The sequence below is a fragment of the Agrobacterium sp. 22-3639C2 genome, from assembly GCF_053522105.1.
Genome location: NZ_JBNWDB010000003.1, coordinates 402,334 through 416,648, shown reverse-complemented (window position 1 = coordinate 416,648; position 14,315 = coordinate 402,334). Strand labels below are relative to the sequence as shown.

16 protein-coding genes are annotated in these 14,315 nt (G+C 57.5%); all 16 read left to right on the top strand.

The genetic code is table 11. The features are described 5' to 3' along the window. Nucleotides 1-209 precede the first annotated feature (209 nt). The 16 genes from rem to ACQZ6D_RS14925 all read left to right on the top strand — a co-directional run bounded on the left by rem (nt 210) and on the right by ACQZ6D_RS14925 (nt 14,258). Nucleotides 210-881 carry a transcriptional activator Rem gene (rem, locus tag ACQZ6D_RS15000; RefSeq protein ID WP_003515107.1) on the top strand — a complete coding sequence of 224 codons (672 nt, stop codon included), beginning with the start codon at nt 210-212 and terminating at the stop codon, nt 879-881. 104 nt (nt 882-985) lie between these two features. Next, nucleotides 986-2,266 carry a flagellar hook protein FlgE gene (locus ACQZ6D_RS14995; protein WP_065703824.1) on the top strand — a complete coding sequence of 427 codons (1,281 nt, stop codon included), beginning with the start codon at nt 986-988 and terminating at the stop codon, nt 2,264-2,266. A 22-nt stretch (nt 2,267-2,288) separates the two neighbouring features. Continuing rightward, nucleotides 2,289-3,767: a flagellar hook-associated protein FlgK gene (flgK, locus tag ACQZ6D_RS14990; protein ID WP_003515109.1), complete on the top strand. Its 1,479-nt coding sequence runs from the start codon at nt 2,289-2,291 to the stop codon at nt 3,765-3,767. Nucleotides 3,768-3,770: 3 nt separating this feature from the next. Continuing rightward, nucleotides 3,771-4,874 carry a flagellar hook-associated family protein gene (locus tag ACQZ6D_RS14985; RefSeq protein WP_448729794.1) on the top strand — a complete coding sequence of 368 codons (1,104 nt, stop codon included), beginning with the start codon at nt 3,771-3,773 and terminating at the stop codon, nt 4,872-4,874. Between the two features lie 34 nt (nt 4,875-4,908). Continuing rightward, nucleotides 4,909-5,253, top strand: coding sequence for a flagellar biosynthesis regulator FlaF (gene flaF, locus ACQZ6D_RS14980; RefSeq protein WP_003515112.1), 345 nt, complete (start codon nt 4,909-4,911; stop codon nt 5,251-5,253). Next, nucleotides 5,250-5,699 (top strand): flagellar biosynthesis repressor FlbT, encoded by a 450-nt coding sequence (flbT, locus tag ACQZ6D_RS14975; protein ID WP_003515113.1) that lies wholly within the window; start codon nt 5,250-5,252, stop codon nt 5,697-5,699. Before flaF ends, flbT begins: the two co-directional genes overlap by 4 nt. Next, nucleotides 5,690-6,160: a flagellar hook assembly protein FlgD gene (flgD, locus tag ACQZ6D_RS14970; RefSeq protein ID WP_003515114.1), complete on the top strand. Its 471-nt coding sequence runs from the start codon at nt 5,690-5,692 to the stop codon at nt 6,158-6,160. Before flbT ends, flgD begins: the two co-directional genes overlap by 10 nt. Nucleotides 6,161-6,209: 49 nt before the next feature. Beyond that, a complete protein-coding gene (locus ACQZ6D_RS14965; RefSeq protein WP_003515115.1) occupies nt 6,210-6,476 on the top strand; it encodes a flagellar biosynthetic protein FliQ in 267 nt (88 codons plus the stop codon). Between the two features lie 159 nt (nt 6,477-6,635). After that, nucleotides 6,636-8,723, top strand: a complete 2,088-nt coding sequence (flhA, locus tag ACQZ6D_RS14960) for a flagellar biosynthesis protein FlhA (RefSeq protein ID WP_003515116.1) — start codon at nt 6,636-6,638, stop codon at nt 8,721-8,723. Further along, entirely contained in the window at nt 8,720-9,475 is a 756-nt protein-coding gene (gene fliR, locus ACQZ6D_RS14955) for a flagellar biosynthetic protein FliR (RefSeq protein ID WP_003515118.1), read from the top strand. The genes flhA and fliR overlap by 4 nt, the downstream gene beginning before the upstream one ends. A gap of 15 nt (nt 9,476-9,490) precedes the next feature. After that, nucleotides 9,491-9,910: a hypothetical protein gene (locus ACQZ6D_RS14950; protein ID WP_448729793.1), complete on the top strand. Its 420-nt coding sequence runs from the start codon at nt 9,491-9,493 to the stop codon at nt 9,908-9,910. A 115-nt stretch (nt 9,911-10,025) separates the two neighbouring features. Further along, complete coding sequence (locus ACQZ6D_RS14945) at nt 10,026-10,583, top strand: rod-binding protein (RefSeq protein ID WP_003515121.1); 558 nt, start codon at nt 10,026-10,028, stop codon at nt 10,581-10,583. A 29-nt stretch (nt 10,584-10,612) separates the two neighbouring features. After that, the gene (locus ACQZ6D_RS14940; RefSeq protein WP_003515122.1) at nt 10,613-10,981 is read left to right on the top strand and encodes a hypothetical protein; all 369 of its coding nucleotides are present in this window, start codon (nt 10,613-10,615) and stop codon (nt 10,979-10,981) included. Further along, nucleotides 10,981-11,517: a hypothetical protein gene (locus ACQZ6D_RS14935; RefSeq protein WP_003515123.1), complete on the top strand. Its 537-nt coding sequence runs from the start codon at nt 10,981-10,983 to the stop codon at nt 11,515-11,517. The genes ACQZ6D_RS14940 and ACQZ6D_RS14935 overlap by 1 nt, the downstream gene beginning before the upstream one ends. 177 nt (nt 11,518-11,694) lie before the next feature. Beyond that, entirely contained in the window at nt 11,695-12,369 is a 675-nt protein-coding gene (locus ACQZ6D_RS14930) for a WecB/TagA/CpsF family glycosyltransferase (RefSeq protein ID WP_003515124.1), read from the top strand. A 113-nt stretch (nt 12,370-12,482) separates the two neighbouring features. Further along, nucleotides 12,483-14,258: a GumC domain-containing protein gene (locus ACQZ6D_RS14925; protein ID WP_113555499.1), complete on the top strand. Its 1,776-nt coding sequence runs from the start codon at nt 12,483-12,485 to the stop codon at nt 14,256-14,258. Nucleotides 14,259-14,315: the final 57 nt, after the last annotated feature.

Sequence of the window (14,315 nt, the reverse complement as noted above, 5' to 3'; positions counted from 1 at the left end):
GCCGCAAGCGATTTTTTCGGATTTTTGAAATTTTTACACAAAAATTTTGTACCGTATATGGTTAACAACCACTATATATAGATCAAATCGGCACAAAATGGTTAATCAATTATTAATAACTATCGATGATTTCCTACAGTTGTCGCTGAATCCCCCGATTCGTACCAATGCCGCATTGGAAAACACCACACTGATTCGGAGGCGGACGAATGATCGTAGTGGTTGATGAGCGCGAGCTCGTTAAAGACGGCTATACTTCTCTATTTGGGCGTGAGGGCATCCCCTCGACCGGTTTCGATCCGGTCGAATTCGGGGAGTGGGTCTCGACGGCAGCGGACAGCGATCTGGCGGCCGTAGAGGCATTCCTGATCGGTCAGGGCGACCGGAGCTTCTCCTTGCCGAAGGCGATCAGGGATCGCACGACGGCACCGGTGATCGCGGTCAGCGACCAGCCCTCGCTGGAATCGACTCTGGCGCTGTTCGACAGCGGCGTCGATGACGTCGTGCGCAAGCCGGTTCACCCCCGTGAAATCCTTGCGCGTGCGGCGGCGATCCGTCGCCGCCTGCAGGTTATCTCGAATTTCACCGATGCGGGACCGATCCGGGTTTTCTCCGACGGTCGTGATCCCGAAGTTGGTGGCGAGGTCTTTGCCTTGCCGCGGCGCGAGCGCCGCATCCTTGAATATTTGATTGCCAATCGCGGACGCCGCGTTTCTAAGGCGCAGATTTTCAATGCCATCTACGGCATCTTCGATGATGACGTCGAAGAGAACGTCGTGGAAAGCCATATCAGCAAGCTGCGCAAGAAGCTTCGCAAGAAGCTCGGCTACGATCCGGTCGATTCCAAGCGTTTCCTCGGTTACAGCATTGATTGGCAATAATATTCATTCATCCGCGTGGTCTTTTTCAAACGCGGTATTTCAGACAGCTTCACGCAAGCCAAACGCTTTACCTTCTCCCTGAAGATGACCACGAGGGTTTTTGAATGAGTATTTTCGGCACTATGCGAACCGGTGTGTCCGGCATGAATGCACAGGCTAACAAGCTGGGAACCGTTGGCGACAACATCGCCAACGCAAGCACCACCGGCTACAAGCGCGCATCGACGTCGTTCTCCTCGCTCGTTCTGCCCTCCTCGTCGGGCAGCTATGCCTCCGGCGGCGTGCAGTCCAACGTTCGCTACAGCATTTCAGAGCAGGGCAACCTGTCCTACACCACGTCGAGCACCGATCTTGCCATTCAGGGCAACGGTTTCTTCGTGGTTCAGGATGGTGGCGGCACGCCTTATCTCACACGTGCCGGCTCGTTCGTGAAGAATGCGGAAGGCTACCTGGAAAACGCAGCGGGCTTCCAGCTGATGGGTTACCCCTACGGGGCAAATGCGCCAGCTGCCGTCGTCAACGGCTTTACCGGCCTTGAGGCCGTCAACGTCAATAATTTCGGCCTGACAGCATCGCCCTCCACGCAGGGCAGCTTCCCGGCCAACCTCAATCGCGATGAAGCCGCTGTTGCGGCGGGCTCGCGTCCGAGCGACAACCTTGCAACATCGACGATCGGTAACAAGACATCGTTGACGGCGTACGACAGCGGTGGCGCGAAGGTTCTCTACGATTTCTATTACACCAAGACCGGCGCCAATACCTGGGAAGTGGCAGTCTATCGTCAGGACCAGTCGACCAATGGCGGCTTCCCTTACACGGCGACCCCAGCAGCGAACCTTGTCAAGGAATCAGTCACGCTGGCATTCGACCCGGCGACCAATAAGCTCACACCTACCTCTCCAAAGTCGATCACCATCAACGACACGGTCAGCGGCGTCCCGCAGGCAATAAGTATCGACCTGTCCGACATGTCGCAGTTCTCGACGAAGTTCACGCCCGGCACCGCGATCCTGAACGGTAACGGCCCGAGCCAGATCAAGGACGTGGAAATCGGCAAGGACGGCGTAGTGACTGCAGTCTATCAGGATGGTGGCCGCCGCAACATCTACCAGCTGGCGGTTGCCACGGTGCCGAGCGTCGACAACCTCTCCCCTCAGAACGGCAACGTTTATCTGCCGAGCAACGAGTCGGGCGTCGTCACCATCGGTTTCCCGCAGACGGGCAGCTTCGGTTACATCCAGAAGGGTGCGCTTGAGGGCTCGAACGTCGATATCGCCAGCGAACTCACCGATATGATTGAATCCCAGCGTATCTATACAGCGAATTCGAAAGTCTTCCAGACCGGGTCGGATTTGATGGATGTCCTGATCAATCTGAAGAGATAGTAATTCTCACGAGGACAAATGAATGTCGCTCACGTCAGCAATGAATACTGCGCAGTCGATCTTCAACAATACAGGTAAGCAGACGGACGTTACTTCGAAAAACATTGCCAATGTGGGTAATGCGAACTACGTCAAGCGAACCGCCATTCTCGGCACGACCATGTCAGGTGCAAGTATTGTCGCCAACGGCCGTGCCCAGAATGAGAGCCTCCTGAGGCAGACGATCTCCAGTGCATCCCTCGCTTCCGGCCAGAAAACCGTTCTGACCGGGCTCGAGGAGATGAAAAGCCTTTTCGGCGGCAACGATTACGAGAGTTCGCCTGCCACCTATATGAAGGAACTGCTGAAGAGCCTTGACGGTTACGCCTCAAAGCCGAGCGATTCCGCGCTTGCTGCGACTGCGGTTACATCAGCCGTGGACGTCGCCAATTCCCTGAACAAGGCTTCGTCCGAGTTGCAGGCGATGCGCCTGCGTGCCGACAAGGAAATGTCCCTTCAGGTCGACAAGCTGAACGGCCTGCTCGCGAAATTCGAGGAAGCCAACAACGAGGTCAAGGCGCAGACCGCGATCGGCGGCAATCCAAGTGATGCTCTCGACCAGCGCGAGACGCTGCTGAAGGACATTTCGTCCATCATCGGGATCAATGTCGTCAATCGTGAAAACAACGACGTGGCGCTCTACACGGCGGATGGCGCGACCCTGTTCGAAGTCGTGCCGCGCAAGGTTACTTTCAAGGCGCAGCCGGGCTACGACGCGACGGTCACGGGGAACGCGATCTACGTTGATGGCGTCGCGATCAAGGCGAGCAGCGGCAGCAACACGACAGCGGAAGGTTCGCTTCAGGGTCTGATGCAGGTTCGTGACGACCTGGCGCCAACCATGCAGAGCCAGCTCGACGAAATTGCGCGCGGCCTCATCACCATGTTTGCGGAAAAGCCGGCCAGCCCCACCAGCACGCTGCCGAAGATGCCAGGCCTCTTCACCTACGGCTCCCCTGCGGCCACAACCATTCCGGCAAGCGGTGTTGTCTCTCCCGGGCTCGCTGCGAGCATTACCGTCAACCCTGCGTTAATTATTTCCAAAGGTGGAAACCCGGAATTGTTGCGCGACGGCGGTATCAACGGTACCGCTTATGTAATCAACAGCACAACTTCAGGCGGAACCGGGTTTTCCGCACTGATCGACAGCTATGTCACTGCTTTTGACGCGCCCATGAATTTTGCCGCGTCGACACGTATCGATACGAATACAAGCATCCTGAAATACGGCACCAACTCGGTGGGGTGGCTCGAACAGGAACGATCCGGCGCAACTTCGGCAAACGAAGCGAAAAGCGCGCTCTATGAGCGCTCCGCCACCTCCTATTCGAACAATACTGCCGTCAGCCTGGATGAGGAGCTTTCGCTGCTCATGGATATCGAGCAATCCTACAAGGCCGCCACGAAGCTGGTGACCACCATCGACGACATGCTCAAGTCGCTGATGGATATGGTGAGGTAATAGATGAAAACGTCCTTCATTTCATCGCTGGCGATGCAGAACAGCATGCGCAGCACCATCCTCAAGGCCCAGCTTGAGATGACGAACCTCAATACCGAGCTGACAACGGGTAAACATGCGGACCTGGGCGTGACGCTGGGTGCCAACACGGCCCGCAGTCTTGACCTTAATCGCGATGTCGATCGTCTCTCTTCGCTCGTCAGCGTCAATTCCATCGCCACGCAGCGCCTCAAGTCCTCTCAGGCGGCACTTGATGGCATGGCAAAGGCCGCCCAGGAAATTCAGAAGGTTCTTGTTCCGAATACCAGCAGCGCAGCACCAACGCTGGCAACGGTCGCCAAAACCATTTCGAATGCGTTCAACACCTTCACCGGTTTTGCCAATACGGCAGTCAGTGGCGAATTTCTGTTTTCCGGCATCAATACGGATGTGAAGCCTATCGATGACTACTTTGCCGAAGGATCGACGCTGAAGGCAGCCTATGAGGTTGAGCTGAACGCGTTCATGGCGGCACAGACACCTGGGGTCGGTAACATTGCCGACCTGTCCAAGGATCAGGCCGCGGCGTTCATGACCCGTATCGAAGGCGTGTTCAACGGTACTACGCCGGTTACGAACCCACCGCACAGCGATCTGACGGCCGGCCAGAATTACGATTTTTGGACGACCTATGGGTCGAAGGCGAGCGACACGAACATGACGAGCCGCATCAGCCAGAACGAGGTGGTCGAGACATCGACCAACAGCAACTCGCAGGGCATGCGTTATTTCGCGATGACAGCAATGACGGCGATGACGTTCCTTGATGACAAGGTCCCAAGCGATGTTCGCGAATTGGTGGCGACCAGGTTGGTGACCAATATAGGTACGGTCATTAGTGGTTTGAACCAGCAGCAGAGCCAGCTCGGCCTTTCCGAAAGCCGTGTTTCGAAAGCGAACGACTCGCTCGCCGCCCAGAAAAAGATCATCGAGACTCATCTGCTGGATATCGAGGGGATCGATACCTACGAGGTGAAGACACGCCTGGATCTGCTCCAGCAGCAGATTGAAATTGCCTACAGCCTTACGTCGCGTCTGCAAAAAATGAGTCTGGTAAACTACCTCTGATGAACAGGGGTGGCGGCAGATAAAGGATACATGAATGTACCAGTTTTCCTACGCCGAAATCATGGAGGATGGTGTCGCAGACGCGAAGGATCGCGAGCGGCAGGCGTTGACAAAATCGATCGATCTACTGGTGGAGGCAAAGGATTCCTCTTCCCAGCGCCACACGATCGAAGCGCTTTTTTACACTCGACGGGTCTGGATCCGCTTCATTGAGGACCTCAAGCAGCCCGAAAACCAGCTGGCCATGGAACTCAGGGCAAATCTGATTTCGATCGCGATCTGGATTTTGAAAGAGTGCGAACTGATCCGGAAACGTCAGTCGACGAATTTCCAGGGTATAATTGACGTGACAACCATCATCAGGGATGGACTGAAATGAAAAGTACACTTCGAATCTCGCTGAAATCGGGCGAAAAGATTTTCATCAACGGCGCGGTTTTGCGTGTGGATCGCAAGGTGGCCCTCGAATTCCTGAACGACGTCACGTTCCTGCTTGAAAACCACGTCCTGCAGCCGGAGCAGGCGACGACGCCGCTCAGGCAGCTTTATTTCATCGCCCAGATGATCCTCATCAACCCGGAAGGACGCGAACAGTCGACGAACCTGTTCCGTAAATCCGTGAGCATGCTGCTGAATTGCTTCCAGCATGAGGAGATTCTGGCCGAACTCAAGCGTATCGACGGTCTGGTTGCCTCGGGTAAGGCTTTCGAAGCGCTGAAGGCCATTCGTGGCCTGTACCCGACCGAGGAAAAGATCCTCAACAATCAGGAAATGACCCCCGCAACGATCGAGCAGATTCGCAAGGAGATCGCACCATGGCGGTAGATGCAGTCACGTCGGCAGCCTCTAACCCCTGGGCAAATGCCGGGGCGAGCAGCAACGACAAAAGCGCGGCCTCGCTTAACTACGACAGCTTCCTGAAGCTTCTCATCGCCCAGATGAAAAACCAGGATCCGACCAGCCCGATGGATGCCGGCCAGCAGATGTCGCAGCTTGCGAGCTTCTCGCAGGTTGAGCAGACGATCAAGACCAACACCCATCTGAAGAGCATGCTGCAGGCCGAAGCCCTGACGCGCGCTTCCGACCTGGTTGGCAAAACGGTCAAGAGCGCCGACGACAAGGTCACCGGCGTGGTAAAGGAAGTCGAAGTCTATTCGGACGGCGTCGTCGCCATCACAGAAGCTGGTGACAAAGTGCTGCTGCAGGCCGGTGTGACCTTCTCGAACGGTCCGATCGCGACTACACCTGATAGCGGCACCGATTCGGACGTGCCTGCAGGTTCCTGACATTGAAGAGGCGGCATGATGCCGCCTTTCCGGAATAAAGGATGCGACGATGAACGAGGCCGATGCGCTTGATATCATGCAGGCGGCAGTCTGGACGGTTCTCGTCGCGGCCGGTCCCGCCGTTCTCGCGGCCATGATCGTTGGTGTCGCCATCGCCTTCATCCAGGCCCTGACCCAGGTTCAGGAAATGACGCTGACCTTTGTCCCTAAAATCGTAACGATCATGATCGTTCTCGGCGTTGCCGCCCCGTTTGTGGGCGCGCAGATCGCCCTTTTTTCCAATCTCGTCTTTTCGCGGGTTCAGTCGGGCTTCTGACGCCCGTACCGCCTGGATGCCATCCTCGCGCAAGCTTCAGCGACTAGGGATAGGCTGAAGCATCGGGCTGAATTGCGTCAGCGATTTTAGAAAACCGGTGCCGCGGAACCGTGCGGCGGCTTTTCCGTCGCCCTTCTCATGAAGAGACAGGACGATTTTATGGCGCAACCACCAGTCATTTCCTTGCCCAAGGTAAGCCCGAGCATGCGGGATGTCGGTTTCGCATTGGGCATCGTGTCGATCCTCTGCGTGCTGTTCCTGCCCATTCCGGTCGTTCTGGTGGATGTCGGTCTGGCCTTTTCCATAGCACTTTCGGTCCTCATCCTCATGGTGGCGCTCTGGATCCAGCGTCCGCTGGATTTCTCGTCTTTTCCAACCGTGCTGCTGATCGCGACCATGATTCGCCTGTCGCTGAACATCGCGACGACGCGTGTCATCCTTTCGCACGGCAACGAGGGGCCGACGGCGGCGGGCGGCGTGATTGCGGGCTTCTCCAGCCTCGTCATGTCCGGCGACTTCGTGATCGGTCTGATCGTCTTTCTGATCCTGATCACCGTCAACTTCATCGTTATCACCAAGGGTGCCACCCGTATCGCCGAAGTCGGCGCGCGCTTCACGCTGGATGCCATTCCCGGCAAGCAGATGTCGATCGATGCCGATTTGTCCGCCGGCATCATCGATGAAAAGGAAGCGCAACGCCGCCGCCGCGAGCTGGAAGAGGAAAGCTCGTTCTTCGGTTCGATGGACGGTGCTTCCAAATTCGTACGCGGCGATGCGATCGCCGGCCTGATCATCACCGCGATCAATATTTTCGGCGGCATCATCATCGGTTACTTCCGCCACGGCATGCCGATCGGCGAGGCTGCCGATGTTTTCGTGAAGCTTTCGGTCGGCGACGGTATCGTTTCGCAGATCCCGGCCCTTATCGTGTCGCTGGCGGCTGGCCTTCTGGTGTCGCGCGGCGGCACCTCGGGATCGACGGATCAGGCCGTCATCAATCAGCTGAGCGGATATCCGCGTGCCTTGATGGTCGCAGCCATGCTGATGGGGCTTCTTGCCGTCATGCCTGGATTGCCCTTCCTGCCCTTCACGCTTTTGGGCGGCATCATGGCCTTCGGCAGCTGGTATATTCCGCGCCAGGTCGAAGCGGAAAGCGCGCAGCGCCGTCAGGAAGAGGAGGACAAGGTTCTCCAGACCAACGAAGCGGAAAAGGACTCCGTCAAGCAGGTCCTCAAGACGTCCGAAATTGAACTTGCCCTCGGCAAGCAGGTTTCGACCCGCCTCCTCGGTGCGCATCAGGAACTGGCTTTCCGTGTCGGCAAGATGCGCAAGAAATTCGCGACCCAATACGGCTTCGTGGTGCCGGAGATCAAGGTCTCCGACGACATCATGATCCCGGAAAAGGCCTACCAGATCCGTGTCCATGGCACGACGATCGCGTCGAGCAATCTGCGCGTTGGCGATGTTCTTGTCGTGACGGGGGCAGGGCGCAAGCCGAGCATTCCGGGCGACGAAATCCGCGAACCCGCCTTCGGCATGCCGGCCGTTTCCATTCTCGAGACATTCACCGAGGATTTGAAGCGCGAAGGTTTCCACCCGATCGACAATGTCTCTGTGGTGCTGACGCATCTGAGCGAAGTCATTCGCAACAATCTGCCGCAATTGCTGTCCTACAAGGACGTCAAGATCCTCATCGACAGGCTGGACCCGGAATACAAGAAGCTTGCCGACGAAATCTGCTCGTCGCACATGTCCTATTCCGGCCTGCAGGCCGTGCTGAAACTGCTGCTCGCCGAGCGTGTGTCGATCCGCAACCTGCATCTCATTCTGGAAGCGGTCGCCGAACTTGCCCCGCATGTGCGCAAGACCGAGCAGATCGTCGAACATGTACGGGTGCGCATGTCGCAGCAGCTCTGCGGCGATCTTGCCGACAATGGCGTATTGCGTGTGCTTCGCCTCGGCAACAAATGGGACATGGTCTTCCATCAGGCGCTCAAGCGCGATCAAAAGGGCGAAATCGTCGAATTCGATATCGATCCCCGCCATCTCGAGGAATTTTCCGAGCAGGCATCGAAAGTTATCCGTGAATTCATGGATCGCGGACTACCCTTTGTCCTTGTCACGTCGCCGGAAACACGGTCCTATGTGCGCATGATCATCGAACGACTCTTTGCGACCCTGCCGGTTCTCTCGCATGTGGAACTGGCCAAGGGGCTGGAGATCAAGATTCTGGGCGCCATTTCATGATAACCGACCCGCAAGGGACAATTATCGCATTGTTCCTTGCAATTTGCCGTATCGGCGCCTGCTTCATGACCATGCCGGGCTTTTCCAGTTCGCGCATCTCGCCGCAGATACGCATTCTCCTGTGCGTTGCGGTGTCCATGGCGCTTCTGCCGGTACTGTGGGATACGATCTATCCGAAAGTCTCCGGCGCAAGCCAGGGCGCCGTTGTCGGCCTCATCTTCACCGAGATCGTCATTGGCGCAATGTACGGGCTGATCGCGCGGTTTTACACGCTCGGCTTCCAGTTCACGGGCGCGCTCATCGGCGCATCCATCGGGCTTAGCGCTCCCGGCGGAGCGGATGCCGTTGAAGACGTGCAGGAAAACCAGATATCGAACTTCATCACCTTCGGTGGGCTCATGGTGCTGTTCATCCTGGATTTCCACCATATCGTCCTGCGGGCGCTGGTCGATTCCTACGCCACGACACCGGTCGGCGCGCTCATCAGCGGCCAGAAGATGCTGATAACCCTGACAGATACGCTGCGCGCCTCCTTTTCCATCATGCTGCGGCTTGCCAGCCCCTTTGTAATTTACGGTCTGATGTTCAACGTTGCGGTCGGCCTCATCAACAAGCTGGCGCCGCAGATACCGGTCTACTTCATATCGACGCCTTTCGTTCTCGCGGGCGGTATTTTCATGCTTTACCTGTCGATCGCGGCCCTCATCCGGCAATTCGTGGATGGTTTCGGCCCGGTCTTCATCGGCTTCTGATCTGGAGAAAACGCCATGGCTTCGGACAAGCGTTCGGCCAAACTCAAGCGCCTGGTAACGGTCCAGCGCCACATGGAGAAAATGGCCGAGGTGGAACTGGCCGACACCACCCGCGTGCGTGCCGAAGTGGCGCAATCCATGGAGAACGTGCTTGAAGCGATGAGTTCCATGGAGCCGGTCCACCAGACGTTCTCCAGGCACTATTCGGATCGTTACGGCCGCCTTGTCGTCAAGGACCGTCAGCTCTCCGGCGTGCAGCAATTGCAGGAAAACAAGGTGCTCAAGGAAAAGACCAAGGCCGACCGGCTGGAGGACAGGATGCATCTCGCGCGCGATCTCGAGGATCGGGAGGCCGACGACAATGCAATCTATGATCTGTTAGAAATCACGAACGCATCCTGGACACCAGCCTCCAGCAAGGTTGGCGATCCATAGTCTGTCCCGTTGTTGCATCGTTGGGCGTCCAGAGAGACGTATTCAGCGGTGTTTCTTGATTGAGCGAACGCCCCGGTTTTAATGCCGCCCGTTCGTCAGCTCGGGAGTTCTGGACGTGGCGATATCGGTTATAAGCGATCTGGTGATGGATGTGGTTCGCGCTGCGGACCCTCAGGAAGTGCAGGTCGCCCAGGAAAAATTGAAGGCGAACAAGGCGGCTTTCGCTGCGACGAGCCTTGCCGATTCGGGCAAGGGCTTTGGCGCTGCCATTGATATGCTTGACAGCGCCACCTCGAAGGCAGGTCTCGGCAATACCAACATCCGCTCTGCCCGTACCGAAGTTCCGGAAACATATCGCAAGTATGAGGCTTCCGTGCTTCAGACCTTCGTTGCCAACATGCTGCCGAAAGACAGCGAGGAGGTCTACGGCAAGGGCAACGCCGGCGAGATCTGGAAAAGCATGATGGCGGAACAGTTTGCCGACACGATCTCCAGAAATGGCGGCGTTGGCATTGCAGAACAGGCCTACAAGGATGCGTTGCGGAAAGCCGAGAGCAAAGGCATTACCGACGTATCCATGAATGACAAAGACCATAATGCTGCAATTCGGATGGTGGCGGAGTTCGAAAGGCAGGTCCTCGGCGTTTCCAATGATAAAACGGACGAGGCTTGAGCATGATAAATCATAACGAGGAGACAAGCATGGACCTTATGTCGAACGACCACCGCATCAAATCCGTTCTCGGCCGTCTTGAAATGATCATCGACAATGAGAATGACAATATCGGTAAGGACCCCCAGTTCGATTTCAAAGTCTCCAATGCCCATAAAAGCCGTTGCCTCTATGAGTTGACGATGTTGTTCCGCGATACGCCCCATGAGGAAATCGCCGCCGGACATCTCGATCAGGTGCAGGGCATCAAGTCCAAGCTCGCGACCAATGCCAGCCGCGTCGAGGCGCATCTGAATGCGGTTCGCGCTGTTGCGGATCTTCTCAAGACCGCGATCCAGGAAGCCGATACGGACGGCACCTATTCCCAGGAACAGTTCATGTACGGCGCAGCCTCCTGATGTTGAAGCTTCTTCTCACCGGCGTCTGGGTTTGCGCCGTCACGCTCGGCGCGGTGTATTTCTCCGTCCAGATGGCGACGGCCCCCTCGTCGGGAGATGAGGCGGGGGCGAAAAAGGCAAGTCTGCAACTGGTCAAAGGCGAAAGCATCACCATCCCCGTCATCAATGACGGTGGTGTGAACGGTTATTTCCTCAGCCGCATTTCCTTGCGTGTCGACAAGGACAAGATGGCGAAGATCGAACTGCCCGCAACGCAATTGATGACCGACGAACTCTTCACGCTTCTGGCGGGTTCTTCCATGGTCAACATCGCCAATATCTCCACCTTTGACCCTGATGTCTTCAAGCAGCGCATCCGAGAGGGGCTGAACAAGAAACTCGGCGACGAGGTGGTCGGGGACGTCCTGATCGAGCAGCTCGATTATCTGTCGAAGGCCGATATTCGCGAGCAAAAGGGCAACGGCTCGCCCCGTTCGGTCAAGCTTGTCGAAGGCGAGAAAGTCGACACCGGAAAAGAAGCGGCCCCAAGCCACTAACGGCGGCGCGGTGCAGGCCACCGGTCTGGTTAATCGCCCCTTTCTATTTTCCGGAATATTCGATCGGTTGCCTTCAGGGTAAATTCAACCAGCACCTGTATAAACAGACCCATGAGCTGCCGTCCCGCAAACCATGCGCCGGATTGGCGGCGGTGAATTTGGCATTCGGGGGCTGGCATGAATTTCGCGGCAGATTTTGCGCGGACGGGATCGCAACGGAATATTCACGGACTGCGCGTCTGTGATCTGGACTGGAACGGGGCGCTGGAAATGGTCAGCGGCCAGGCTTCGGCTTGTGATGGCCACACGATGCTCTCATTTCTTACCATCCAGAATGCCAGACTGTCCCTCAAGGACATTGCTTACAGGCAGATTCTGGAAAGCTGTCTGCTTCTGCCGCAGGGCAGGGGTATGAATGCCGCCGCACGCGCCGAACACGGCAAGCCTCTGCCCGAGACCATCGATGGCGTTGCCTTCGTCATGGCACTTCTGACCTATATGGCGGTGCCGAAACGTATCGGCGTTGCGGGGGATGACGCAGCACAAGTCGGAGAGGTCCTCGCCAAGCTGCGCGCACATGCGCCGTGGCATGATTTCGTGATGCTGAACCGGGATACTTTGGGCGTGAAGGTGGATGTCGTGCTGGCGGGCATGCTTGCGGAAAACCAGGAGAAATGGCTGCATCGCAGCATCAATCGCGATGATGCGCGTCTCGCCATCGCGGTCGGTCCCCTGTTCAAGGTGCTGGCGTCCGAAGTGGCTGGCATGCCCGAGATCTTTCGCAAGCTGCATATGAGCTGGCTTTACAGCCTTTGCGCTGAGCCCTGGCACATCGCGCTCGGCAAGGGCTGAGGCGGGTCGGCAAGGCCCGCGTTAACCATTTGTTTGCCATGATCCTTTAACCTCCCGTAAGGTTTTGAAAGCCGCCTGTTGCGGGCGGCGCCGAGCGTGGCAGACGGCTTCAGATGGTTGATCACAGTCCCGATATGATGGCGACGCGCCCTGATGAGGATGGTGTTGCCGTGCCTGCGTCGCAATTTCGCAAACATTGTCTGCGGCTTCTGACAGCCGGTTGCGTAGCCGCCGCCACCGTTGTGGGGGCTGCACTTCCGCTGCTGCTCATCGATTCCGGTTTTCGCGGATATGTTTCGCAGGCGCATGTCGAGGTTACCCAGGCCGGCTACGATGCACCCGATGCGGCACGCTTTCTTGCCATGGCCCGCCGCACCCTGCTTTCTCCGTCCGGTCTGGACCGTATAACGGGCGACCTCAAATTGAAGCCCGCCGACATGGTCGGCGTTCGCAATCAGGGCGAACTTGGCCTGCTTTTCGACCTTTTGACCGGGGCGGATACCCGTTCGCTTTCCCCGCGTGAAGCATTGAACGGTGCTGTGGGCGAGGCGATACGTCTGGAACTGACGCCAGATGAAAACACGCTGATCGTAACCTCGAAGGCAGCGACGCCGGAAACCGCGATGCGGCTTACGGATTATCTTTCGATGCGTGTCATGGCGGATGGCAAGGCCGGCACCATGACGCCCGCCATGCGCGAGACGGAGCGGGCGCGCACCCGGTTGGACGAGGCGGAAGCCGCCTTGAACGGTTTCCAGATGCGCCACGGCGAGGCCGTCCTGGCGGAAGTGCAGCAACTCGAGCAGCAATTGCGCGACCTCAATGACAGCCTTGCGGGGACGACCCAGCAGCAGCAGTCGCTTCAGACGGATCTGGCGGTGGCCACCGGCCTCAAGCCGAATGACGTATTGTCAAAGCCCCTGCCGTCAGGCGCTGCTTTCTCTGTGCTTGAGGACATCAGGCAAAGACATGCAAGTGCCAGCATGGCGCTTTCAGGCGTCTCGGTCGATTACGGCCCGAAACATCCCCGCCGCATCGCCGCCCAGAATGCCGTAGACGCCGTGCAGGCGCTTGTCGCTCCCGCATTGCGTCAGCTGGTCGATGGCTTGCGCGCCGATGAGAAGCGCGTCGCACAGGAAGTTGCAACCGCGAACGCCGAACGAACGAAACATCTCGACCGCCTGAGCAGCCTTGGTGTCACGCCCGGTGAATTCTCCAGATTGCAGGGTGAACTGGAAACGGCGCGAAATGCCTACCTTGAGGCGAGCGAGCGTCGGGACATGTCCTCATCCACCACAACCGCCGTTGAGACCCGCCTCACCAGGAAGGCAGGACCGGGCGAATTGTCGCGCGACCTCACACAAGCCGCTATGCTGGCAGGCGGTGGCGCGTTGCTCGGCCTGTTGGGCAGCCTGTATCTCCTGAGCTACCGTCGCCATGACGAGGAGGAGGCACTCGTCCTTGATGATGCGCACGTTCTGCCCTCCGAAAAAGCGCCTGAGCAATCGGGGCAGTTTCCCGAGTTCGAGCCGATCGAGCCGGATGTGTTCGATGATCTTGAAGAACTGGCCGCGGATAGCGAATTCGAGCCGGAGGCTGAGTTCGCGGACTATTACGCCGGGGCGGCGAACGATAGCGGATTCGATACCGATGACATTCCGCTGGACGAGCGTGTGCGGCAGGTTCTGATGGGCAACCGCACCGTCAGGAATACCCCCCAGACGACACCGGAGCTGCCGCCCTTGCTCAGTGAAGCCCTTGCCGGGCATTTCGATCACGAGCAGGCCGAAGCCGAGGAATTGGCGGAATTGAGACGCGAGTTGGCGCTCTTGAGGGAGCGCCTCGCCGATTACGCCGAGCATCGCGACGACTACCGCAAAACTGCCTGACGAAGCTGCATTTTTGCTTGCATTCCTGCAAAGTCGGCACCATACGGGGCCAACGTA

Coding starts and splice junctions, on each gene's coding strand:
- rem (WP_003515107.1), top strand. CDS start 210: ATGATCGTAGTGGTTGATGAGCGCGAGCTCGTTAAAGACGGCTATACT.
- ACQZ6D_RS14940 (WP_003515122.1), top strand. CDS start 10,613: ATGGACCTTATGTCGAACGACCACCGCATCAAATCCGTTCTCGGCCGT.
- ACQZ6D_RS14950 (WP_448729793.1), top strand. CDS start 9,491: ATGGCTTCGGACAAGCGTTCGGCCAAACTCAAGCGCCTGGTAACGGTC.
- flgD (WP_003515114.1), top strand. CDS start 5,690: ATGGCGGTAGATGCAGTCACGTCGGCAGCCTCTAACCCCTGGGCAAAT.
- ACQZ6D_RS14935 (WP_003515123.1), top strand. CDS start 10,981: ATGTTGAAGCTTCTTCTCACCGGCGTCTGGGTTTGCGCCGTCACGCTC.
- flaF (WP_003515112.1), top strand. CDS start 4,909: ATGTACCAGTTTTCCTACGCCGAAATCATGGAGGATGGTGTCGCAGAC.
- fliR (WP_003515118.1), top strand. CDS start 8,720: ATGATAACCGACCCGCAAGGGACAATTATCGCATTGTTCCTTGCAATT.
- ACQZ6D_RS14995 (WP_065703824.1), top strand. CDS start 986: ATGAGTATTTTCGGCACTATGCGAACCGGTGTGTCCGGCATGAATGCA.
- flhA (WP_003515116.1), top strand. CDS start 6,636: ATGGCGCAACCACCAGTCATTTCCTTGCCCAAGGTAAGCCCGAGCATG.
- ACQZ6D_RS14985 (WP_448729794.1), top strand. CDS start 3,771: ATGAAAACGTCCTTCATTTCATCGCTGGCGATGCAGAACAGCATGCGC.
- ACQZ6D_RS14965 (WP_003515115.1), top strand. CDS start 6,210: ATGAACGAGGCCGATGCGCTTGATATCATGCAGGCGGCAGTCTGGACG.
- ACQZ6D_RS14925 (WP_113555499.1), top strand. CDS start 12,483: ATGGTTGATCACAGTCCCGATATGATGGCGACGCGCCCTGATGAGGAT.
- flbT (WP_003515113.1), top strand. CDS start 5,250: ATGAAAAGTACACTTCGAATCTCGCTGAAATCGGGCGAAAAGATTTTC.
- flgK (WP_003515109.1), top strand. CDS start 2,289: ATGTCGCTCACGTCAGCAATGAATACTGCGCAGTCGATCTTCAACAAT.
- ACQZ6D_RS14930 (WP_003515124.1), top strand. CDS start 11,695: ATGAATTTCGCGGCAGATTTTGCGCGGACGGGATCGCAACGGAATATT.